The sequence below is a fragment of the Micromonospora sp. NPDC005367 genome, from assembly GCF_040606825.1.
GTDB lineage: Bacteria > Actinomycetota > Actinomycetes > Mycobacteriales > Micromonosporaceae > Micromonospora.
The window spans coordinates 1-20,544 of sequence record NZ_JBEXFP010000044.1; the positions used below are offsets into that span (position 1 = coordinate 1).

A 20,544-nucleotide genomic window follows, 5' to 3' on the forward strand; every position below is an offset into this window, starting at 1 on the left:
CGGCCCGCTTTGCGGGCCGCCTTGATCTGATAGAGCGCAATTCGGCAACCACCTATGCCCAGCATCGCCAGTACCATGGCGTACATAGAGTGCGGCTCACTACCCGGAGGTTGCCCATGTTCGCGCTGGTAGTCCGTTTCGACCTCAAGGATGAGGACGCTGCAGCAGGCTTCGATCGGCTCGCGGCAGAGACGCTGCCCGGGATCCAGCAGGACGAGCCGGGCACGCTCGTGTACGCCACGCATCGGGTAGAGGGTGAGCCCTTGGCGCGTGTCTTCTACGAGGTCTATCGGGACCGCGCGGCCTTCGACGCTCACGAGCGTCAGCCTCACACCCTGCGGTTCCTGTCAGAGCGCGAGCAGTACTTGTCGGGTGTCCGGGTGGAGTTCTTGGACCCGCTCGGGAACAAGGGCGTGAGCGGGTCATGAGTGACGGCACACCCTCGGAGCGGGCCGTCGGTCGACGGATCGCCTTCTACCGGCAACGTCGTGGGCTGTCACAGCGGGAGTTCGCCCGCCTGATCGACCGTTCGGAGACGTGGCTATCCCAGGTTGAGCGCGGCGTGCGGAAGATCGACCGGATGACGGTCCTTGAACGCCTTGCAGGCGTCTTGGAGGTGCCGCTGTCGGAGCTGGCCCCCGAGGCACCGGTTGTCGCTGCCGCGCACGAGGAACTACCCGCCGCAACCGAGCTGGGCCTTGCGCTCAGTTCCAGTCACGCCCTGGCGGCGGTGCTCGGTACGAGCCACGAGCCGGCTGACGTCGATGAGCTGTCGGCCAGAGTCGCGGAAGCCTGGACGTACACGCACGCTTCCGAATTCAGCCAAGTGGGCGCCATGCTGGTGGGCCTGCTGCCGGACCTGGAAACCGCAGCGCGGACGACGGAGGGTGAGGCGCAACAGGCAGTCTTTGCGGCTCTCGCGCGGGCTTACCACGCCTGCGCTGCCGTGCTTGCCCGGATGGCCGAGCCGGGCGCGGCATGGGTGGCCGCCGACCGGGCGATCAGTGCCGCCGAGCGGTCCGGCGACGCGCTGCTTATGGCCGAGGGAGCGTTTCGCCTGACGCTGGTATTCCAGGCCGCCCGGAGGCTTGACCGCGCACAGCAGACAGCCGCCACAGCCGCCGCCGCGCTAGAGGACCGGGCGGAGGCGGGCGAGCCGGAAGCGCTCTCCATCTGGGGTGCGCTCCACCTGCAACTAGCCGTAGTGGCTGCCCGGCGGAACGATGCGGAAGCGGCCTATGAAGAGCTCGCGATCGCCCGTCGTGCGGCAGAACGGCTCGGGGTGGACCGGAACGACTACAACACCGAGTTCGGTTCGACCAACGTTGCGCTTCACGAGGTTGCGGTGGCGGTCGAGCTGGGGGATGCGGGGCGAGCGCTGCGGGGCGCTGCGAACGTAGATCCGTCCAGCCTCTCGCCGGAGCGACAGGGCCGCTTCCTCATCGACGTGGCCCGCGCTCATGCCCAGCGACGGAACGTGCCCGGTGTGGTCGAGACGCTTTCTCGCGCAGTCGAGGTAGCACCGGAGCTAGCGCCGGCTCATCCACTGGTGCAACGGCTCGTGACGGACATGCTGCGGTCGGATCTGGCCGACGAGCCGGGGCTTCGTGAACTTGCGGATCGGCTTGGACTGAGCTCAGCCATGCCATCCATGTAGGACGAACCCGATAGCTACTTAATCGCCCGTTATCAACCCATTCTGGTTGGTGGCGGGCGATTTCTATGCGCGATCCTCGATCTCCCGTATTCAAAGTGTTGTCCCGCACTAAAAGTGCGGCTAGCGTGATGGCATGCGGCGCGAGCCGTAGCAAACGCCAGAGCCGGCCGAGGGGCCGGCGGCAAACGAGAGGGAGTGGACAGTGGCTGTCCCGAACACGATCAAGGTTCCGGTTCCGTTCGACTACGTGTTCCCGCACGGGGCGCTGTGCCTGGGTGTGGAGGCGGTGACGGACTTCGACAAGCGCGGCCAGGGCGACGACCAGGCGCGTGACAAGGAGTCGGGCGAGCGCCTGTGGGTGGTCAAGGTCTTGGACCTGGACCCGGAGGCCGGGAAGTTCGGCGGGTCGAAGGAAGTGAAGGTGAAGATCGCCGCCCCGGTGCAGCCGGTGCCGCCGGCGTCGAAGATCCCGGGTTACCCGCCGGCGGTGCAGTTCACCGACGTGACCCTCACCCCGTACGTCGACTCGCAGCGGTGCAAGGGGTCGGGGAAGTGCCGGGCTCGTCAGGCGTGGTCGATCCGCGCCGGTGCCATGAGTGAGCCCGCCGCCGTGAAGCAGGCGGCCTGACCAGATCACGTCGCGCGGGGCGGGCCTCATCCGCCAAGACCAAACCCGCCCCGCGCCTCACCCGCAACCTCTTGAAAGGAGTGGGTTGATGCCCACGCTAGCTGACGCTGCCCGCATCGCCGGGAACCCGCGCCCCGCCCCCCGCCGCACCACGCACCGCCGCACCGTCATGCGCCTCGCCGGCCCCGGTATCCGGGCCGCCCGCGAGGTCTACACCACCATCCCCGCCGACGCGATCCGGGTCGCCGCGCTGGTGGAGATCTCCGCCGCCGCCGCGGCCCTGGCCCGGACCGTGGTGAAGCTGCGGCACCTGGACCCCGATCTGATCGCTCCGCACGTCTCCGACCGCGTCGACCTGCGGGCGGTGCTGGGTCGTGGCCGGTGGTTGCCGACCATGACCCGCCACGTACCCGCCCCGGAGCCCGGGCCTGTGGACTTGGTCGCGCTGATGCCCGCCCGTCCGGCGCAGCGTCGTCGGGTGGTGCGTCGCCGGCCGGTCGCTCCTGGGCAGGGTTCGCTGCTCGCCTCCATGCGGGAGGGCTGAGCGATGCCGCTGGTGAACGTGATCCGGGGTGACCGGATCGACTCCGCGCCGATCAACGTGCGTACGCCGTTCGTGCGGATTCCGATGTGGCTGGCCCTGTCGTGGTGGACCGCGAAGGCTCTCGCCCGGCTGGCCGTGGTCCTGATCCGCTTCTGGTACGTGACCGCCCCGGCGGTGTTCTTCGCCTGGCTGTACCTGCGCTGGGGCTGGGTCGGTCCGGTCGTCGTCGTCGGTGCCGTCGCCGCCCTCTCGACCGGGTGGGCGTTCGGGCACCGGCCCTCGTTCCTGCGGTTCGGCTGGTGGCCGGCTCTGTCCCGCTACCGCCGGTGGGTGTACCGACGCAACTGGCACGCCGCGATGGTCACCGCGAAACTCGCCGTCTCGTTCGACGCGCACACCGTCCTGCCCGTCCTACGCCGGGTGCGCTGCTCCTCCGGGGTGGACGTGGTGACGGTGCGGATGGTCACCGGGCAGATCCCCGACGACTTCGCCAAGGTGGCCGAACGCCTCGCTCACACCTTCGGTGTCCGGCAGGTAAAGGCCGTGCCCGGTGGGCGGCCGGATGTGGTGCTGCTGCACCTGTTCCGCGGTGATCCCCTCGCCAAGCTCGTCCGCCCCATGCCGGTGCCCGCCGTCCCGGAGTTCACCGCCCTGCCCGTCGGCCGGCGCGAAGACGGCGACGGCTACGAGCTGCGGCTGTTCGGCACTCAGGTCCTCGTCGTGGGCGCCACCGGCTCCGGGAAGGGCTCGGTCATCTGGTCCGTGGTCCGCTCCCTCGCCGCCGGAGTCACCTCCGGACTCGTCCAGGTGTGGGGCCTGGACCCGAAGGGCGGCATGGAACTCGGGATGGGCGCCCCGATGTTCACCCGCTTCGCCTGCAAGGACTACGCGGCCATGTGCGAGCTGATCGAGGAAGCCGCCGCCGTGGCCAAGGAACGGGCGGGCAAGCTGTTCGGCAGGACCCGGCAGCACACGCCGACGCCGGATGAGCCACTGATCGTCCTGGTCATCGATGAGCTGGCGAACCTCACCGCCTACCTGACCGACCGGCAGCTCAAGGACCGGATCAAGGCCGCTCTCTCGATCCTGCTCAGCCAAGGGCGAGCGGTCGGCGTGCACGTCGTGGCCGCGATCCAGGACCCGCGCAAAGAGGTGCTGCCGTTCCGGGACCTGTTCCCCACCCGCATCGGCCTGCGCCTCGCCGAAGCGGCGCAGGTGGATCTGGTGCTGGGTGAGGGGATGCGTGACCGGGGAGCCCTGTGCGACCGCATCCCGCAGTCCCTGCCCGGTGTCGGGTTCGTGGTCATCGACGGCGATCCCACCCCGATGCGGGTGCGGTTCTCCTACCTCAGCGATGACGAGATCCGCAACATGGCCCACACCTACGGCCGCCTGCGCGTCATCGACGGCGAAGTCCTGGACGGTGCCGCATGACCACCACTCCCGCGAACACCCCGGCCTCGGGTGAGCCGCGTCTTGCCGCTGCCGCGTCGTGGGCGGTGCTGTCGGCCTCGTTCGGCCTGTCGGCCGCAACGTGGATCGCCATGGCCCGCCTCGCCGGCTTCTCCGCCAAACTGCACCTCCCTCTGCTCGACGTGGCCGCCGACCTCGCCTGGCTCATGCCCGTCGCCGTCGACGGCTACGTCGTCGTCGCCCTCGTCCTGTGGATGGCGCCCGTCCCCGCCCGTGTGGCGGAGTTCGCTCGGGTCAACACCTACGCCGCCGCCGGGATCGGCGTCGCCGCACAATCCGCGTTCCACGCGCTCACCGTCTGGTCGGAACAACCCGCCGCCGACCGCAACGTGTGGCAACCCATCCTCGCCGCCATCGTCGGCGCCCTGCCGCCGGCCGTCGCCGGCCTGGCCGTACACATGCGCGCCCTCATCCGCCGCGAAAGCCGCCCGACCACCCCCACCGCCGACTCCGCCCCGGTCCCGTCCCCGGCACCTGCCCCGGTGCCCGTTCCATCCGTCGAGCCGACCCGGCCCGCCGATCCGACGCCAGCTGTCGGCCCTGAGCCCGTCGCCCTGGTCCCGGTCGAGCCGACCCGCCCGGCCCCGGTCGCCCCGGTGCCCTCCACCGCGTTTGTCCGCCGCAACGGCACTCCGCTGACTCGGGAGGTGACTCGATGAAAGAGCACTTCTTCTCGACCCTGTTCCTGGTCTCCGGGCTCGCTGTCTTCTGCTGGGATCAGTACCGGCTTGCCGCCGCCCGCTACGAACTCGCCGCCCTCCAGCGCGCCTCCCGCCGCGACCCGCTCACCGGACTCGCCAACCGCACCGGCCTGGCCGACGCATGGGACCAGCTCGCCCCGCTACGCCCGTGGGTGGTGCTGGTCGACCTGGACGGCTTCAAGCCCGTCAACGACACCCACGGCCACGCCGCCGGAGACCACGTCCTCACCACCGTCGCGCAACGCCTCCGGTCGGTCCACGGCATCGCCGCCCGCCTCGGCGGAGACGAGTTCGCCGCCCTGCTCCTCGACCCGAACCCGGCCGCGGCTGCCCGCCAGCTCGCCGCCGCCATCGCCACGCCAGTCCGGCTTCCCTCCGGCATCGCGGTGTCGGTGACCGCCAGTATCGGCCTCGCCCCCGCCCACCCGGCCGGACTCGCCGCCGCCCTGGGCGACGCCGACGCGGCCATGTACAGGGCCAAGAGCACCCGGACCGGCGTCGCCGCCTTCGACCCGATACGCGACGACCACACCACCGCCGACCCCCGCCCCGCCCTGCGCGTCCGCGACCTCACCCCGACGCTGGGGGTGGGCCGATGACCCTCACCCCGACGCTGCCCGGCCTCGAACCTGCCCCCGTGGCGGAGGGTCCGAGGCCGGGCTCCCGGGCCGCCCGGATGCTCATGCCCCGCTCCGTCGACGTCGTCAAAGACCTCGCGGCCGACTACGGCGTCTGCACCCGCCCCGTGTCCCTGCGCCGCACCGACCTCAACACCGGCCAGACCGAAGTCATCGACATGCCCTGCGGCGCCACCCAAGAGGCCAAGTGCCCCGCCTGCGCGACCCGTGCCCGCCGGCTGCGGCAGCAGCAGATCCGGGAGGGCTGGCACCGTGACGACGAACCCGACCCCGGACCCGCCCCCGCCACCGACGCGCAACGCGGGCTGATCGTCGCCCGCGCTCACCTGGAATTCGCCCGTGACGAGGCCGCTCGGGCGTCGCAGTGGGATCAGGTCGCGGACCTGGACGACGCGATCGCGGAACTGGAAGGCCAGATCACCACCGAAGGACTCCGAGGCCGACCCGCCCCGCCGCACGCCAGCGAGGACCAGGAGGACGGCGACGGCAAGCGGCGGGTCCGGTCGACCAAACGGCGGCAGGACGCACCCGATTTGCCCCGCCTCCCGGTCGAGAACCGCACGATTGGCCGAACCTACGAGGGGCACGCCGGGATGGTGTTTCGGCCGTCGATGTTCCTCACCCTCACCCTCAGCTCCTACGGGCGCGTTCACTCCGACGGCACCCCCGTCGACCCCGACAGCTACGACTACCGGCGGGCCGCCTGGGATGCCGTGCACCTCCCTCGGCTCCTGGATCGGTTCTGGCAGAACCTGCGGCGGGCGGTCGGCTGGAACGTCCAATACGCGGGCGCGGTCGAGCCGCAACGCCGCCTTGCGCCGCACGCGCACTTCGCCATGCGCGGCACCATCCCCCGGGCACTGGTCCGCCAGGTCGCCGCCGCCACCTACCACCAAGTCTGGTGGCCGCCCGTCGACCAGCTCGTCTACGAACCGGGACGGGCGCCACAGTGGGACGCCGACGCGGGCGGCTACACCGACCCCACCACCGGCCGGCTCCTGCCGACCTGGGATGACTCCCTGGACCTGATCGACGCCGACCCCGACGCCCAACCCGTGCACGTCGTCCGCTTCGGCAGCCAGGTCGACGCCAAGGGCGTACTCGCCGGCACCAAGGACGCCGACCGATGCGTCGGCTACATCACCAAGTACCTCACCAAACAGGCCACCGACTGCCACCAGGTGACCACCGGCCGGCAGCGCGCTCACTTGGAACGGCTCTGGCAGGAGTTGCGGCACACGCCCTGTTCCGAGCGGTGCGCCAACTGGCTGCTCTACGGCATCCAACCCAAGAAGGCCCGCGCCGGGCTCAAGCCGGGCAACTGCAAGAACAAGGTCCACAAACGGGAAACCCTCGGCATCGGCGGCCGACGCGTCCTCATCTCCCGACAGTGGTCCGGCAAAACCCTGGCCGACCACCGGGCCGACCGGCGCGAGTGGGTCAAGGCGCTGCTCGGCGTCACGACGGACGCCGACACCGCCCCGGCCGGCTCCGACACCGTGCGGCACGCCTGGGAACTCGCCCGACCCACCGACCCCGACGTGCCACCCCTCGGCCACCGGGTGCTGCGGGCCATCTCCGAACGCATCCAATGGCGGGCGCAGCTGGACGCCGCGAGACGTGCTGCCGACCCGCCCGATGTTTCGGCAACTGACGACAAGACCACCGAAAGCGGGGAGGTATGACGGCGGTGGATGAGGTGCTGACGGTGGAGGAAGCCGCGGCCCGGATGAAGATGAGCGCTCGCTACGTGCGTCGGCTGGTCGCGCAGCGGCGCATCGCCTTCCACAAGGTCGGGCGCAGCGTCCGCCTCAAGGCTTCGGACGTGGACGGCCATGTCGATGCCGGTCGGGTGGAGCCGATGACCGCCTCCACCGTGTGGCGTGACCTGGGGCGGGTGGCCTGATGGCGAACAAGGAAGGACACCGGCGGTTCGGCAACGTCCGCAAGCTGCCTTCCGGGCGGTATCAGGCCCGCTATCCGGGGCCGGACGGCCGGATGCGGAACGCGCCGGAGACGTTCGCCCGCAAATCCGACGCAGACCGGTACCTCACGCTGGTAGAGGCGCAGATGGCCCGGCGGGAGTGGATCGACCCGGAACGGGCCAAGGTGAAGCTCGGCGACTACGCGCGGCGGTGGATCGACCAGCGGCCAAACCTGCGGCCCCGAACGATCCACCTGTACGGCTGGCTGTTGGACAAGCACATCATGCCGTACCTGGGCGGGGTTGAGCTGGGCCGGCTGGACACGCCGATGGTCCGGGACTGGCGGGCGAAACTGCTCGGCAACGGCGTCTCGGAGACGATGGCGGCCAAGGCGTACCGGCTGCTACGCGCGGTGCTGATGACGGCGGTCAAGGAAGACGAGATCCTGAGCCGGAACCCGTGCCGGGTCCCTGGCGCTGACCAGGAGAAATCTGCGGAGCGGCCGGTGCTCACACTCGCCCAGGTCTTCAGGCTGGCCGAGATCGTGCCGCCCCGGTACCGCGCCCTGGTCCTGGTCACCGCCTTCGGGTGCCTGCGCTGGGGTGAGGTCGCCGCGCTGCAACGGCAGGACATCGACACCGCATCCGGCACTATCCGAGTTCGGCAGGCGTACACCGAACAGCGCGGCATAGGCCTGGTCCTCGGTCCGCCGAAGTCCCGGGCCAGCCGGCGCACGGTCAGCCTGCCGCCGGCCGTCGTCGACGTCGTGCGGGACCACCTGGCCGCCGAGGTCGACGACGCCCCGGACGCGTTCGTGTTCACGACGGAGAGCGGGCGTCCGATCTGGCGGGGCAACCTGAACAAGCTCATTGCCTGGAAGGCCAGCGTGTCCCGCATCGGTCAGCCAGACCTACACTTCCACGACCTGCGGCACACCGGCAACACTTTGGCGGCCCGCACCGGTGCCAGCACCCGCGACCTGATGGCCCGGATGGGTCACGAATCGCCGCAAGCCGCTCTGATCTACCAGCACGCGACGGCGGAAGCCGACCGGGCCATTGCCCAGGCGCTGCACGAAGCGATGCGGGCCGATCGCAAGAAGGCCAAGAAGTCAGATGGCCACGGCAAGCGCAAGGCCAAGGGCAAGAAGGACAAGGAGCGCGACAACAAGTGAAGCTAGGTAGCCGTCGGCTCTGTCCACGGGGTTGCCTGCATCTGGATCGACTGGTCGTCCAAGGCCCGGTCAACGACCTCAGTCGCCGCCAACTCCGGGTTAACCGTGAAGATCAGATCCGAAATGTCCGGGTAGCCCAGGTCACGTTCGAGGCGGTCCAGCCAGTCGTCCCGCTCCGCGAAGTCCGCAAAGTCGTACCGCATGATCCGCTCGACGAGGACAACCGCCTCGTCCCGGGTCAGCTTCGCAGGCAAGGTGCCCTCCTTCGACCGGGGCTAATGGCACGCCAATGGCACGCCGCATGATCCCTGACCTCAGAATATCGAAGGCCCTGATCGGGACTCACGTCCTGATCAGGGCCTTTCGCATGGAGCGGGTGACGGGAATCGAACCCGCACTGTCAGCTTGGGAAGCTGATGTTCTGCCATTGAACTACACCCGCAGGCGGGACCACTGTACCCGAGTCAGCAGCCCGCCGCATCCAGGCACCCCCGCGAGGCACTACCCCGTACCCCTGCGCCGGCCGCACTGGGCCCGCCGGCACCTGAGCCGCTGATCACGCCCGAGGAACTGGTTTCCCCATCGCAAGATATGGCTGTTCTCAAATGTCTCGATGGCTTGTAACGTCTGCCTCACGTTCTCAGCCGCGACGTGACATCCCTCCCGTCGCGTCGCCAGAAAGAGGTGGGCCCATGGGACTCCGTCCCAACCTGCTGACCCGGCGTACCGCCGGTGTCGCGTCCACGACCCTCGCGCTGCTGCTCAGCACGGCCGCCGTGGGCGTCCTTCCGGCCGCTTCGGCCTCCGCCGCCGCCCCTGCGGGCACCTGTGCCGAGCCGGCCGACGCCCACGTCGATGCCCGCGTCAAGGCGGGCGGCACCGCCAAGCACGAGCCGAACGAGTTGACGGCCACGCAGATCAAGGAGCGCGAGGCCGACCTGGCTGCCGCGCTCCGTGAGAGCGCCAACCGGCGTACGGGCGCGGTCGCCCCGTTCGCCACCGTCACGATCCCGGTGGTCGTGCACGTGATCCAGGAGAACAGCACCCGGGCCGGCGGCAACATCCCGGACTCGATGATCCAGAACCAGATCACCGTGCTGAACCAGGCGTACAGCGGCGCGACCGGCGGAGCGGCGACGGCCTTCGCCTTCCAGCTCGCCAAGATCAACCGTGTGGTCAACCCCTCGTGGTACCCGATCCTCGACGGCTCCTCGGCCGAGCGCTCGATGAAGTCGGCGCTGCGTGAGGGCGGCAAGAACACCTTGAACCTCTACCTCGGCGACGTGACCCCCGGCCTGCTCGGCTGGGCGACCTTCCCGCAGCGACGGCTCAACAGCGCCGACGGCGTGGTCGTGCTGAACGAGTCGCTGCCGGGCGGCAACGAGACCAACTACAACCAGGGCGACACCGCCACCCACGAGGTCGGCCACTGGCTGAACCTCTACCACACCTTCCAGGGCGGCTGCTCCGGCTCGGGCGACGGCGTCGGGGACACCCCGGCCGAGGCCACGCCGGCGTACGAGTGCCCGACCGGGCGGGACACCTGCAGTGCCGCCGGCCTGGACCCGATCACGAACTTCATGGACTACACGTACGACTCGTGCATGCACCAGTTCACTCCTGGGCAGGCGAGCCGCATGCTGACCGCGTGGAACGCCTACCGTGCGGCCTGACGACGCTACCGCCGGTGCCGGCCCACGATCTGCGGGGCCGGCACCGGCGTATCGCTCCCCAGGAACGCGCTCAGGCCGCCGAACGGTGGACGTCGCGGCGCTCGCGGCGGGCGGGACGGGCCTGCGGTACGGCCGGGATCAGATCGGCCGGCTGGTCGTCCGCGTGCGGGTCGAGCCAGACCTGCACGGCTGGGCGGCCGCGCCCCTCGCCCGGCCCACCGGCGCTGCCGGAGTCGCGCCGAGCCAGCATGGCCACGTCGACGGTGAACTCGAAGAGCCGCCAGTCGACCTGGGACGCCGCCATGGCCCTGGCCGCGAGCCGGGCCACCCGGGCCTGATCGGTGACCGGGTGGGCATGCCCCGCCACGTACGCCTCGTCGTCGGTCTCCTCCGGCGGGAAGGAGTGCAGTGCGTAGCGGCCGTCCCGCTCCAGGTCACGCCGCTTGGGCGAGTCGATGATGAAGCAGAAGAGCCCCTCGTCGGTGATCACCGGCGACACCGGGTGGACCCGGGGTCCGCCGTCGGCACGGACCGTGGCCAGGTAGCCGAAGCCCGGACCGTACTGCTGCATGAGAACGCGGATCCCGTCGGCGAGCCGGGGCTCGTCAGCTGCGAAATCGGACCAGGAAGCCATGTAGACATTCTATCGAACAAATGTTCGACAAGCGACACGACGCGCTGGTCACCGGCACCGGATTCGAACCTTCCGAGCGGGTCTCGCTATGGTGGTGCGATGCTGCTCTCCGACCGCGACCTGGTCTCCGAGATCAAGGCCGGCACGCTCGGGCTGGAGCCGTTCGAGCCCACCCTGGTGCAACCGTCGAGCATCGACGTACGTCTCGACCGGCTCTTCCGGGTCTTCAACAACCACCTCTACACGCACATCGACCCGGCACTGCAGCAGGACGACCTGACATCGGTGGTCGAGGTGCCCGACGGGCAGCCGTTCGTGCTGCACCCGGGGGAGTTCGTGCTCGCCTCGACGCTCGAGGTGATCTCGCTCGGCGAGCAGCTCGCCGGCCGGCTGGAGGGCAAGTCGAGCCTGGGCCGGCTCGGCCTGCTGACCCACTCCACCGCCGGTTTCATCGACCCGGGATTCTCCGGCCACGTGACGCTGGAGCTGTCGAACGTGGCGAACCTTCCGATCACGCTCTGGCCGGGCATGAAGATCGGTCAGCTCTGCATCTTCCGGCTCTCGTCACCCGCCGAGCACCCGTACGGCTCGGCCGTCTACGGCTCGCGCTACCAGGGCCAGCGTGGCCCGACGCCGAGCCGGGCCTGGCAGAACTGGCGTACCTGGCCCACCCGCTGACCGGCGGTCGGGCCCGGAATCCGACCGAGCCTCGTGCCCCGTCGGGCGCACGCAGAAGCCCCTCCCACCCGGTGGAAGGGGCTTCTGCGCGAAACGATCAGTCGGGACGGCCGAAGCTGTGGATGGGGCCGTCGTCGACCTTCTTCATCTTGATCGGCACCCCGGCCTGCGAGGCGTGCACCACCCATCCGCCGCCGACGTACATGCCGACGTGGTGCAGATCGCTGTAGTAGAAGACGAGGTCGCCGGGGCGCAGGTCCGCACGGCTCACCGTCTTGGTCACCCTGCGCTGCTGCGCGGCGTTGTGCGGCAGCGACACCCCGGCCTTGGCCCACGCCGCGAGCATGAGCCCGGAGCAGTCGTACGAGCCGGGACCGTCGGCACCCCAGACGTAGGGCTTGCCGATCTGGGCGCAGGCGAACTTCACCGCCACCCCGGCGGCGCCACCCGGATAGGTGGCCGGGCACGGGGCCGGACGCAGTGGCCCGCCGCCGCCGTTGCCGTACACCTTGATCCGCAGCTTCTGCAGCCGGTCGATCTCGGTGTTGATCTGCTTCTTCTTCTCGGCCAGCTGGGCCTCGGTCCGGGTCAGCTGGGTGACGAGCTCGTCCAGCGGCGCCTTCTGCCGGGCCAGTTCGTCGCGCAGGTCGACGACCTGGGCGACGTCCGTCTGCTGATTGTGGGCGAACCGATCGAGCAGCTCCAGCTGGCCGACGACGTCACTCGGTGACTGGCTGCCGAGCAGGGCGTTGACGGTGGACAGGTTCTCGCCCTTGTACGCCCGCACCGCGAGCACACCGACCTTGTTCATGGCCTGGTCGATCCGGAGTTGCAGTGGCTTGATCCGGGCCGCCAGCGCATCGGCCTGCTTGCGCTTGGCCGCGAGCTCCTGACGGGTGGCGTTGTGCCGCTCGATCACGGGTTCGAGCTTGTTCCAGTCCTGGTCGATCTGACGCTCGATCTCAGCGACCGACGGGTCGGCGTGCGCCGCCGTGGCGCCGCCGGTCAGGACGACGCCGACGCCGATGAGGGCGGCGAGGACGGTGGTGATGCGGGACCAGCGTGGACGCGGCGCACCCGTCGTCGGGCCGGCTGTCGCCGACCGTCCGGACGGAGGCCGCGGGGCATGGTGTGCCACCGGGCTCCGTACTCCTTCTTCCTGACCGCCTACCGGGTTAGCTGACGGGTTCGGGCGGGAAGGTCGGCGCCCTACCGCAGTGGCTGCGGATTCACCCCGGAAACCTGGGTCCCCGGCTCGCTCAGCGAGCGACTCGGCGGTGTCGGACCGTTACCGCCCGGGTTGGACGGACCTGCTGCCGGCCGACGATTGATCAGCCTAGAGAGCGCCGTTACCGATCCGCAACCCGTCGAGCCGTGACACTCCGTGGTGACGCAGCGGGACGCACCCCTGGTGCGAGAACGAAGGTTTTCTTCCGAGCGCTTCGACCAGTGGAAAGGTATTGACCCCGAGGGCACGGCGGAGTCAAGGTGACCAATACCTTGACCCGTCCGTAACTGGGGGTTCGATGCACCGATCAACCATGTCGAGGAGCAGGCGTGCCCTGCTCGCCGCAGCGATGGTCACGGCCACCGCTGCCGTGCCACTGACCGGCGGTCCGGCCGGGGCCGCACCGCTCGCCGGAACCGACCCGACCGGCGAGCGTCAGCAGCAGTACGCGGCCGCGGCCGCGGAGTACGGCGTGCCGGAGACCGTCCTGCTCGGCGTCTCCTACCTGGAGTCCAGGTGGGACACCCACGCCGGCACACCCAGCACCAGCGGCGGCTACGGGCCGCTGCACCTCACCGACGCGGCTCACGTCGCGAGCCTGACCCCGAGCCACCACGTCCAGCAGGACGAGGACCCGCGCGGCGACACCTCCCGGCCACTGGCGGTCGCCGCGCCCGGTGGAGCCGAACCGTCCAGCGCGCCGGCGTCCGCGGCGCTACAGACCCTTCAGGCCGCCGCAGCGCTCACCGGGGCGGACACCACGGCACTCCGTACCGATCCGGCGGCCAACATCCGTGGCGGCGCGGCGCTGCTCGCCTCGTACCAGAAGCAGCTGGGCGGCCCGGTCGGCGCGGAGACCGACCCGGGAACCTGGTACGGCGCGGTGGCGCGCTACTCGGGAGCCGACACCGAGGAGACGGCCTCCGCCTTCGCCGACGAGGTGTACGACCAGATCCGCGTCGGCGCGACCCGGCGAACCGACGACGGCCACCAGGTCACCCTCGCCGCGCGCCCGGTGACCGCACGGGCGGACACGGTGCACCGTCTCGGGCTGCGCAAGTCGCAGCGCCCGGACCGGGTGGAGTGCCCGGTACGGCTCGGCTGCGAGTGGATTCCCGCCCCGTACGAGCAGTACGGCCCGGGCGCCGGCGACTACGGCAACCACGACCTGGGCAACCGGCCGGCCCAGCAGAAGATCGAGTACATCGTCATCCACGACACCGAGGGGTACTACGGGCCCAGCGTCGGCCTCGTGCAGCAGGCCGACTACCTGGGCTGGCACTACACGCTGCGCTCGGTGGACGGCCACGTCGCGCAGCACGTTCGGACCAAGGACGTCGGCTGGCAGGCCGGCAACTGGTACGTGAACGCCAAGTCGATCGGCATCGAGCACGAGGGCTTCGCCGGCCACGGCACCTGGTACACCGAGGCGATGTACCGGGCCTCGGCCAAGCTGGTCCGGTACCTGGCGCTCAAGCTCGGCATCCCGCTGGACCGGCAGCACATCATCGGGCACGACAACGTTCCCGGCACCGTCGCCTCGACCGTGGCGGGCATGCACTGGGACCCGGGCCCGTACTGGGACTGGTCGCACTACTTCGATCTGCTGAAGGCGCCGTTCCGGACCACCGGCACCAAACGGACCGGCCTGGTCACCATCGACCCGGACCTCGCCGCCAACCGGCCGGCGTTCGTCGGCTGCAACCAGCAGCCGCCGGGCGTGCCGGACCCGCTGCCGCCGGCCGAGCCCTGCCCGCTGCGGGGCTCCTCCGCGGTCGTCCTGCACAACGCGCCGAGCCAAGACGCCCCGCTCGTCAACGACCTGGGCCTCCGTCCGGACGGCTCGCCGAACACCATGTACATCTCCGACCACGGCGCCCGGGCCTCGGCCGGCCAGACGTACGCGGTGGCCGAGGTGCGCGGCGACTGGACGGCGATCTGGTACCTCGGCCAGAAGGCATGGTTCCACAACCCCGCCTCGGCGCCGACCGCGAAGTGGGCCACCGGGTTCGTGGTGACTCCGAAGCCGGGGAAGGCGACGATCCCCGTCTACGGGCGGGCCTACCCGGAGCAGGCCGCGTACCCGGACGGCGTGCCATACCAGACGATCTCCCCGATGCAGTACACGCTCACCGCCGGGCAGCGGTACGCGGTCGGCGACGTGCTGCCGAGCGAGTACTACAAGGCATCCACCTTCGACGGCTCGTCCCCGGGCGACTGGACGGTGATCCGGGGGGACCTGCGGTACGTGCAGATCCAGTTCGGCCACCGCATCATGTACGTCAACCTCGACGACGTGCTGCTGCTCCCGTCCGCGGTGGGCGCACCCCGCTGACGAGCATCGCGCCGGCCCGGCTCCGGCGCCCGGCTCGATGAGCGTTACACGAAACGCGAGGGCCCCCGGTCGGTCGACCGGGGGCCCTCGGCGTACGTGGTGGATCAGCCGGGTCGTCGGAAACCGGCGACGGGCATGTAGTTGATGCTCGCCACCTGGACCGGCTTGCCGGCCCGTGGTGCGTGCACCATCTGATCGTTGCCGAGGTAGAGCCCGACATGGTGCAGGTCGCTGAAGAAGAAGACCAGGTCACCCGGGCGCGCCTCGGAGCGCGGGATGGCCTTGCCCTCGTTCCACTGGGCGCCGGTGAAGTGGGTCAGGCCGATCCCGGCCGCCTTGTAGGCGTACTGCGTCAGGCCGGAGCAGTCGAACGAGTTCGGGCCGGTGGCACCCCACACGTACGGGTCGCCGACCTGCTTGCAGGCGGTCTGGATCGCGGTGCGGGCCGCCTCGCTGACCACTCCCTTGACGGTCGGGCAGTTCTCCGGCATGACCACGGACTTCGGCAGCGTCTTCTCGAGCCGCTTGATCTCGGCGTCGATGCTCTTCTTCTTGGCGGCCAGGTCGTCCTTCTGCTTCGTCTGGGTCTCGATGAGCCCGTCCAGCTTCTCCTTCTCCGCGTCGTACTTCGCGCGGACCTTGAGGATGCCCTCAACCTGCTTGTGTTCCTGCCGGGCCAGCCGGTCCAGGATGGTCAGCTGCTCGGTGAGCGTGTCCGGCTTGGCGCTGATCAGCAGCGCGCCGAGGTCCTGTGAGGGCCCGCTGATGTAGTAGCGGGAGGCGAGGTCACCGACCCGGGTCATCGCCAGCTCGGTCTGGAGAGCGAGCGGCTCGATCTTCTTCTCCAGGCCGGCCGACTTCTTCTGGTTGACCTTCAGCTGCGCCCGCACCTTGTTGTACTGCTCGATCGTGGGTTCCAGCTGCTCCCACTGCCTGTCGATCTGCGCCTCGATCTCCTCGACCGAAGGCTCGGCGTGGGCCGGCGCGGCGAGCAGACCGGCGCCGACGGCCGCAGCGGCGACCAGTGTGAGCAGACGGTGGGCGGCCCGACGAAGGCCACCCGGACGAGCGGAACGTCCCGGTGCGTGACGATGAGGGGGCATGGTTGCCACCGGCACCGACTCCTTAGCGATCGACCGCCGGGCGCCTCGCAGAGGGGAAGTGGGCGAGGGCAGACGACCCACAGCGGTCGGTGCCCCACGATAGGGAAGCGCCGGAGCGGAATCAAGGCGCGCCCGCGCGTCGTCACACCAACGCGACGGGGCACGTACCAAGGGTGTTCGCTTCGGGCGTGGAGCGTGGCCGGCGTCGGGCCGTGACGGGACCGACGGCGGTGGCAGGCGCCACCGCCGTCGTCGTTGCGGATGCTCCGGGCGTACGCCTCAGCCGGCGACCGGCTCGGCTGCCTTGTCGCCCTGGGTCTGCTCCGGCTTCACCGAGCGGAGCAGCACGCTCGCCACGTCGATCACCTCGACCTGCTCGCCGGCTCCCTTGCCGTTCACGCCGTCACTGAGCATGGTCGAGCAGAACGGGCAGCCGACCGCGACGGTCTTCGCGCCGGTGGCCATGGCCTCCTCGACGCGCTCGACGTTGATCCGCTTGCCGATCTTCTCCTCCATCCACATCCGGGCGCCGCCGGCGCCGCAGCAGAAGGAGCGCTCGCTGTTGCGCGGCATCTCGGTGAGCTCGCCCTCGATGGCGGTCCCGAGCACCTCTCGCGGCGGGGCGAACACCCGGTTGTGCCGGCCGAGGTAGCACGGGTCGTGGTAGGTGACCCCGCCGTCGACCGGCTGCACCGGGGTGAGCTTCCCGGTCGCCACCAGGTGGGCGAGGAGCTGGGTGTGGTGCACCACCTCGAACTCGCCACCGAGCTGCCCGTACTCGTTGCCGAGGGTGTTGAAGCAGTGCGGGCAGCTGGCGACGATCTTGCGCTTGCTCTTCTCGCGGCCCTCGAACGCCTCGTTGAGCGTCTCCACGTTCTGCTGCGCGAGCATCTGGAAGACGAACTCGTTGCCGATCCGGCGGGCCGGGTCGCCCGAGCAGGTCTCCCCCTCGCCGAGGATGGCGAAGGAGACGCCGGCCTCGTTCAGCAGCGTGGCGACCGCTCGGGTGGTCTTCTTCGCCCGATCCTCGAACGCCCCCGCGCAGCCGACCCAGAAGAGGTACTCGAAGTCGTCGACCTCGCCGACCCGGGGCACCTCGAAGTCGAGGCCCTTGGTCCAGTCCTCGCGGGTGTTCTGCGGGGCGCCCCACGGGTTGCCCTTGTTCTCCAGGTTGCGCAGCATCACGCCGGCCTCGGACGGGAAGCTCGACTCGATGAGCACCTGGTAGCGGCGCATGTCGACGATGTGGTCGACGTGCTCGATGTCGACCGGGCACTGCTCCACGCAGGCACCACAGGTGGTGCAGGACCAGAGCACGTCCGGGTCGATGACACCGCCCTCCTCCGCCGTACCGATGAGCGGCTTGTCGGCCTCGGCGAGGGCGAGCACGTCGACGTGGGCGAGCTCCGCGGCGGTGGCCTTCTCCTCACCGGTCAGGTCCTTGCCGCCGCCGGCCAACAGGTAGGGCGCCTTGGCGTACGCGTGCTCGCGCAGGCTCAGCACCAGCAGCTTCGGCGACAGCGGCTTGCCGGTGTTCCAGGCCGGGCACTGCGACTGGCAGCGGCCGCACTCGGTGCAGGTGCTGAAGTCGAGCAGACCCTTCCAGGTGAACTGCTCCACCTGGGCGACCCCGAACTGGTCCTTCTCGGGGTCGGCCTCCTCGAAGTCCAGCGGCTTGCCGTTGCTGGTCATCGGACGCAGGGCGCCGAGGCCGGAGCCGGCGGCCTTGGCCGGTTCACGCTTGAAGAAGATGTTGAAGAACGCCAGGAAGCGGTGCCAGGCCACGCCCATGGTGACGTTCAGCGAGATCACGATGAGCCAGGTCATCGAGATGACAATCTTGATGAGCGCGGCGACGCTGACGCCGGCCTCCCAGGCCGGCAGGGAGTTGCCGAGCGCGTGGCTGACCGGGGTGGCCCAGACCGGGTACTCGAAGTGGTCGGTGGCCACCTTGAAGCCGCGGATCAGGAACCCGAAGATCAGGACCAGCAGCACGACCCACTCGACGAAGTAGCCCTGCCACATGGTCGAGCCGGTGAACCGGGAGCGACCGCCCGGCCGGCTGGGCCGGTTGCGCAGCCGGATCCCCATCAGCACGAGGATGCCGACCAGGCCGAGCACGCCGATGATCTCGGTAGCCAGGCCGAAGGCCGTCCAGTGCCCGATGATCGGCAGCTCACCGCCGGCGCTGGCCACCTCGAAGTACGCCTCGAGTACCAGCAGCGACAGCACGATGAACGCGACCATCACGAACCAGTGCGCCGCACCCACCAGGCCCCACTTGAGCATGCGGGTGTGACCGGCGGTCTCCACCAGCATCTTCTTGGTGCGGGTGCCCTTGTCGGTGAACCGCTCCGGCGCGGGCTGCCCGAGCCGGATGACGGCCGTCATCTTCATGACCGCGCGCACCGCAAGCCACACCGCCACAGCGGTGATGGCGGCCGCGAGGATCGTGGCGACGATCTGGACGCTGCCCATCGAGTTGGCCTCCCGGTCTGCTGCCTGTCGAGCGACTCGGCGACCGGGCCGGGGTCAGGCCACCGGCGACGAGCCGCCGCTGCCACACCCTTGACCGGACCGATCGATGACCGCGCTCCGCCCGGTCATGCGGTGCAGCCTACGCGCAAGGTTACCCAGCAGTAACGTGAGTCGTCTCGCACCCGGGCCGCGCCGCCCTGCGCACACCATAGGGGCCCCCGCCCGAAACCGCCGGGCAGGGGCACGTCGAGTGAGATGGATCGGCCCGGAGCGCGGCCGGCGGCGAGCCGCCGGCCGCGGGTCAGCGCCAGCGCGAGAGCAGGATGAGGGAGGCGACCATCGCGCCGAAGCCCACCGCGAGGTTCCAGTAACCCCACGACAGGACCGGGTACGCCTGCTCGGAGAGGTAGTAGACCACCAGCCAGCCGATGCCGACGACGATCAAGGCGACCGCCGCGATCGGCAGCCAGACCGGGCTAGGCTTGCGCGTCGCCGCCGTAGCTGTCGGGCGTACGTCCGTCGGCGGGGTGTACACCTTCTTCTTGCGAACCTGAGACTTGGGCACGACGCTCTCCAGAGGGGGTTATTGCGACCTCGTCCGGCCTGACAACCGGGCGCGAAGGCGACGGTCCATGGCCAATAATGTTCGACAGCTAGCGTAGTCCGGAAGGCCCGTCCAATCCACGAATGGGGTCAGGCCGGTGCGCGGAGTGACCGGAAAAGGCGAAAGTATTCGGATCATCGCCCCGGTCGCGACGCGGCGGATGACGGGAAGGAACGCTCGGTGGAGTACACATCCGGCGCTGCCTCCTGGCGGAAGGTGCTCCGGCGCGCCGTCGCCGGGCTACTGCCACGGCGCCCGCGGCAACGGCGGCCGGGCTGGTCCATCGGCGTACCGGTGATCGCCGCCGCCGCCGGGCTGCTCTTCACCACCACCGCGACCACCGCCGGCGGCATCGCCCTACGCGAGGACCGGCGCCCCCAGCTCACCCAGTTGATCGAGGAACGCCGGCAGCAGGTGGCCGCGAGCGAGCGGCGGGCGGCGACCCTGCGTCAGGACATCGAGGAGCGGACCACCGCGCTGGGCGCGCAGGACGGCCCGATCAAGGCCCAGCAGGACCGGGCTGCGGGGAGCCTGGAGACGGCCGGCTTCACCGCGCTGACCGGCGTCGGCCTCACTGTCGAACTCAACGACGCGCCGCGCCGCAACGATCAGCGGCTACCCAAGGGGGCAAGCAACGACGACCTGGTGGTCCACCAGGGGGACGTCCAGGCGGTGGTGAACGCGCTCTGGGCGGGCGGCGCGGAGGCCATGTCAATCATGAACGTCCGCGTACTGGCCACCAGCGCGGTACGCTGCGTCGGTAACACCCTGCTGCTGCACGGCCGGGTGTACTCCCCACCATTCAAGATCGTAGCAATCGGCGATCCGGCTTCCCTGCAGCAGGCTCTCGCCGGGTCTGAGGGAGTCCGCTTGTTCAGGGACGCGGTCGAGCACTATCAGCTCGGTTACCGGGAGAGCGTCTCCACGGTGACCGTGCCGGCGTTCGAGGACTCGACCGGGCTGCGCTCGGCGAAGGTGCTCCATTAAACCGTTCGGCGAAGGTGCTCCAGTGAACGACGACGACCGGCCCGACGGGCGGCACCGCGGTCAGACCGACCAGCCGACCGCGTT

Annotated in this window: 20 protein-coding genes, 1 tRNA gene and 1 riboswitch; of the genes, 14 read left to right on the forward strand and 7 right to left on the reverse strand. The window is 70.0% G+C overall.

The annotated features are described in order from the left end of the window. The 10 genes from ABZS42_RS24850 to ABZS42_RS24895 all read left to right on the forward strand — a co-directional run. Positions 1-428: antibiotic biosynthesis monooxygenase (locus ABZS42_RS24850; RefSeq protein ID WP_355149100.1), on the forward strand; the 428-nt coding region annotated here is incomplete at its 5' end. Then, positions 425-1,657, forward strand: a complete 1,233-nt coding sequence (locus ABZS42_RS24855; RefSeq protein WP_355149102.1) for a helix-turn-helix transcriptional regulator — start codon at positions 425-427, stop codon at positions 1,655-1,657. The genes ABZS42_RS24850 and ABZS42_RS24855, both read left to right, overlap by 4 nt. Positions 1,658-1,859: 202 nt before the next feature. Further along, positions 1,860-2,285 carry a hypothetical protein gene (locus ABZS42_RS24860; protein ID WP_355149104.1) on the forward strand — a complete coding sequence of 142 codons (426 nt, stop codon included), beginning with the start codon at positions 1,860-1,862 and terminating at the stop codon, positions 2,283-2,285. 88 nt (positions 2,286-2,373) lie between these two features. Further along, positions 2,374-2,829, forward strand: coding sequence for a hypothetical protein (locus tag ABZS42_RS24865; protein WP_355149105.1), 456 nt, complete (start codon positions 2,374-2,376; stop codon positions 2,827-2,829). Between the two features lie 3 nt (positions 2,830-2,832). Next, a complete protein-coding gene (locus ABZS42_RS24870; RefSeq protein WP_355149107.1) occupies positions 2,833-4,263 on the forward strand; it encodes an FtsK/SpoIIIE domain-containing protein in 1,431 nt (476 codons plus the stop codon). Continuing rightward, positions 4,260-4,961 carry a hypothetical protein gene (locus tag ABZS42_RS24875; RefSeq protein WP_355149109.1) on the forward strand — a complete coding sequence of 234 codons (702 nt, stop codon included), beginning with the start codon at positions 4,260-4,262 and terminating at the stop codon, positions 4,959-4,961. Before ABZS42_RS24870 ends, ABZS42_RS24875 begins: the two co-directional genes overlap by 4 nt. Further along, positions 4,958-5,602 (forward strand): GGDEF domain-containing protein, encoded by a 645-nt coding sequence (locus ABZS42_RS24880; RefSeq protein WP_355149111.1) that lies wholly within the window; start codon positions 4,958-4,960, stop codon positions 5,600-5,602. Before ABZS42_RS24875 ends, ABZS42_RS24880 begins: the two co-directional genes overlap by 4 nt. Further along, positions 5,599-7,326: a replication initiator gene (locus ABZS42_RS24885; RefSeq protein ID WP_355149113.1), complete on the forward strand. Its 1,728-nt coding sequence runs from the start codon at positions 5,599-5,601 to the stop codon at positions 7,324-7,326. The genes ABZS42_RS24880 and ABZS42_RS24885 overlap by 4 nt, the downstream gene beginning before the upstream one ends. Further along, the gene (locus tag ABZS42_RS24890) at positions 7,323-7,547 is read left to right on the forward strand and encodes an excisionase family DNA-binding protein (protein ID WP_355149115.1); all 225 of its coding nucleotides are present in this window, start codon (positions 7,323-7,325) and stop codon (positions 7,545-7,547) included. The genes ABZS42_RS24885 and ABZS42_RS24890 overlap by 4 nt, the downstream gene beginning before the upstream one ends. Then, a complete protein-coding gene (locus tag ABZS42_RS24895; RefSeq protein WP_355149117.1) occupies positions 7,547-8,740 on the forward strand; it encodes a tyrosine-type recombinase/integrase in 1,194 nt (397 codons plus the stop codon). Before ABZS42_RS24890 ends, ABZS42_RS24895 begins: the two co-directional genes overlap by 1 nt. Positions 8,741-8,742: 2 nt before the next feature. On the opposite strand, the gene ABZS42_RS24900 is transcribed toward ABZS42_RS24895, so the two are convergent. Together ABZS42_RS24900 and ABZS42_RS24905 are read right to left on the reverse strand one after the other, a co-directional pair. Beyond that, complete coding sequence (locus ABZS42_RS24900) at positions 8,743-8,994, reverse strand: e9imm peptide (RefSeq protein ID WP_355149119.1); 252 nt, start codon at positions 8,992-8,994, stop codon at positions 8,743-8,745. 114 nt (positions 8,995-9,108) lie between these two features. Beyond that, positions 9,109-9,182, reverse strand: a tRNA-Gly gene (locus ABZS42_RS24905). Between the two features lie 250 nt (positions 9,183-9,432). Here ABZS42_RS24905 and ABZS42_RS24910 point away from each other — a divergent pair. Beyond that, positions 9,433-10,413 (forward strand): zinc metalloprotease, encoded by a 981-nt coding sequence (locus tag ABZS42_RS24910; protein WP_355149121.1) that lies wholly within the window; start codon positions 9,433-9,435, stop codon positions 10,411-10,413. A 70-nt stretch (positions 10,414-10,483) separates the two neighbouring features. Here ABZS42_RS24910 and ABZS42_RS24915 read toward each other — a convergent pair whose 3' ends face one another. Further along, the gene (locus ABZS42_RS24915; protein WP_355149123.1) at positions 10,484-11,047 is read right to left on the reverse strand and encodes a pyridoxamine 5'-phosphate oxidase family protein; all 564 of its coding nucleotides are present in this window, start codon (positions 11,045-11,047) and stop codon (positions 10,484-10,486) included. 99 nt (positions 11,048-11,146) lie between these two features. Here ABZS42_RS24915 and dcd point away from each other — a divergent pair, with 99 nt between their 5' ends. Next, positions 11,147-11,725 carry a dCTP deaminase gene (dcd, locus tag ABZS42_RS24920; RefSeq protein ID WP_355149124.1) on the forward strand — a complete coding sequence of 193 codons (579 nt, stop codon included), beginning with the start codon at positions 11,147-11,149 and terminating at the stop codon, positions 11,723-11,725. A gap of 97 nt (positions 11,726-11,822) precedes the next feature. On the opposite strand, the gene ABZS42_RS24925 is transcribed toward dcd, so the two are convergent. Further along, on the reverse strand, positions 11,823-12,863 hold the full coding sequence (locus tag ABZS42_RS24925; protein WP_355149126.1) for an NlpC/P60 family protein: 1,041 nt from the start codon (positions 12,861-12,863) through the stop codon (positions 11,823-11,825). 12 nt (positions 12,864-12,875) lie between these two features. Next, positions 12,876-13,012, reverse strand: a riboswitch (cyclic di-AMP (ydaO/yuaA leader). Between the two features lie 254 nt (positions 13,013-13,266). Here ABZS42_RS24925 and ABZS42_RS24930 point away from each other — a divergent pair. Beyond that, positions 13,267-15,288: a peptidoglycan recognition family protein gene (locus ABZS42_RS24930; protein WP_355149128.1), complete on the forward strand. Its 2,022-nt coding sequence runs from the start codon at positions 13,267-13,269 to the stop codon at positions 15,286-15,288. Between the two features lie 104 nt (positions 15,289-15,392). Here the strand turns inward: ABZS42_RS24930 and ABZS42_RS24935 are convergent, their stop codons facing one another. The 3 genes from ABZS42_RS24935 to ABZS42_RS24945 all read right to left on the reverse strand — a co-directional run bounded on the left by ABZS42_RS24935 (position 15,393) and on the right by ABZS42_RS24945 (position 19,434). Then, entirely contained in the window at positions 15,393-16,391 is a 999-nt protein-coding gene (locus ABZS42_RS24935) for an NlpC/P60 family protein (RefSeq protein WP_355149129.1), read from the reverse strand. Between the two features lie 279 nt (positions 16,392-16,670). Beyond that, the gene (locus tag ABZS42_RS24940) at positions 16,671-18,869 is read right to left on the reverse strand and encodes a (Fe-S)-binding protein (protein ID WP_355149131.1); all 2,199 of its coding nucleotides are present in this window, start codon (positions 18,867-18,869) and stop codon (positions 16,671-16,673) included. Between the two features lie 301 nt (positions 18,870-19,170). After that, positions 19,171-19,434: a cell division protein CrgA gene (locus tag ABZS42_RS24945; RefSeq protein WP_076468631.1), complete on the reverse strand. Its 264-nt coding sequence runs from the start codon at positions 19,432-19,434 to the stop codon at positions 19,171-19,173. Positions 19,435-19,653: 219 nt separating this feature from the next. Here ABZS42_RS24945 and ABZS42_RS24950 point away from each other — a divergent pair, with 219 nt between their 5' ends. Continuing rightward, positions 19,654-20,460 (forward strand): DUF881 domain-containing protein, encoded by an 807-nt coding sequence (locus ABZS42_RS24950; RefSeq protein WP_355149133.1) that lies wholly within the window; start codon positions 19,654-19,656, stop codon positions 20,458-20,460. The last annotated feature ends 84 nt before the right edge of the window (positions 20,461-20,544 follow it).

Coding starts and splice junctions, on each gene's coding strand:
- ABZS42_RS24875 (WP_355149109.1), top strand. CDS start 4,260: ATGACCACCACTCCCGCGAACACCCCGGCCTCGGGTGAGCCGCGTCTT.
- ABZS42_RS24915 (WP_355149123.1), bottom strand. CDS start 11,047: ATGGCTTCCTGGTCCGATTTCGCAGCTGACGAGCCCCGGCTCGCCGAC.
- ABZS42_RS24870 (WP_355149107.1), top strand. CDS start 2,833: ATGCCGCTGGTGAACGTGATCCGGGGTGACCGGATCGACTCCGCGCCG.
- ABZS42_RS24885 (WP_355149113.1), top strand. CDS start 5,599: ATGACCCTCACCCCGACGCTGCCCGGCCTCGAACCTGCCCCCGTGGCG.
- ABZS42_RS24930 (WP_355149128.1), top strand. CDS start 13,267: ATGTCGAGGAGCAGGCGTGCCCTGCTCGCCGCAGCGATGGTCACGGCC.
- dcd (WP_355149124.1), top strand. CDS start 11,147: ATGCTGCTCTCCGACCGCGACCTGGTCTCCGAGATCAAGGCCGGCACG.
- ABZS42_RS24890 (WP_355149115.1), top strand. CDS start 7,323: ATGACGGCGGTGGATGAGGTGCTGACGGTGGAGGAAGCCGCGGCCCGG.
- ABZS42_RS24880 (WP_355149111.1), top strand. CDS start 4,958: ATGAAAGAGCACTTCTTCTCGACCCTGTTCCTGGTCTCCGGGCTCGCT.
- ABZS42_RS24855 (WP_355149102.1), top strand. CDS start 425: ATGAGTGACGGCACACCCTCGGAGCGGGCCGTCGGTCGACGGATCGCC.
- ABZS42_RS24865 (WP_355149105.1), top strand. CDS start 2,374: ATGCCCACGCTAGCTGACGCTGCCCGCATCGCCGGGAACCCGCGCCCC.
- ABZS42_RS24895 (WP_355149117.1), top strand. CDS start 7,547: ATGGCGAACAAGGAAGGACACCGGCGGTTCGGCAACGTCCGCAAGCTG.
- ABZS42_RS24940 (WP_355149131.1), bottom strand. CDS start 18,869: ATGGGCAGCGTCCAGATCGTCGCCACGATCCTCGCGGCCGCCATCACC.
- ABZS42_RS24935 (WP_355149129.1), bottom strand. CDS start 16,391: ATGCCCCCTCATCGTCACGCACCGGGACGTTCCGCTCGTCCGGGTGGC.
- ABZS42_RS24910 (WP_355149121.1), top strand. CDS start 9,433: ATGGGACTCCGTCCCAACCTGCTGACCCGGCGTACCGCCGGTGTCGCG.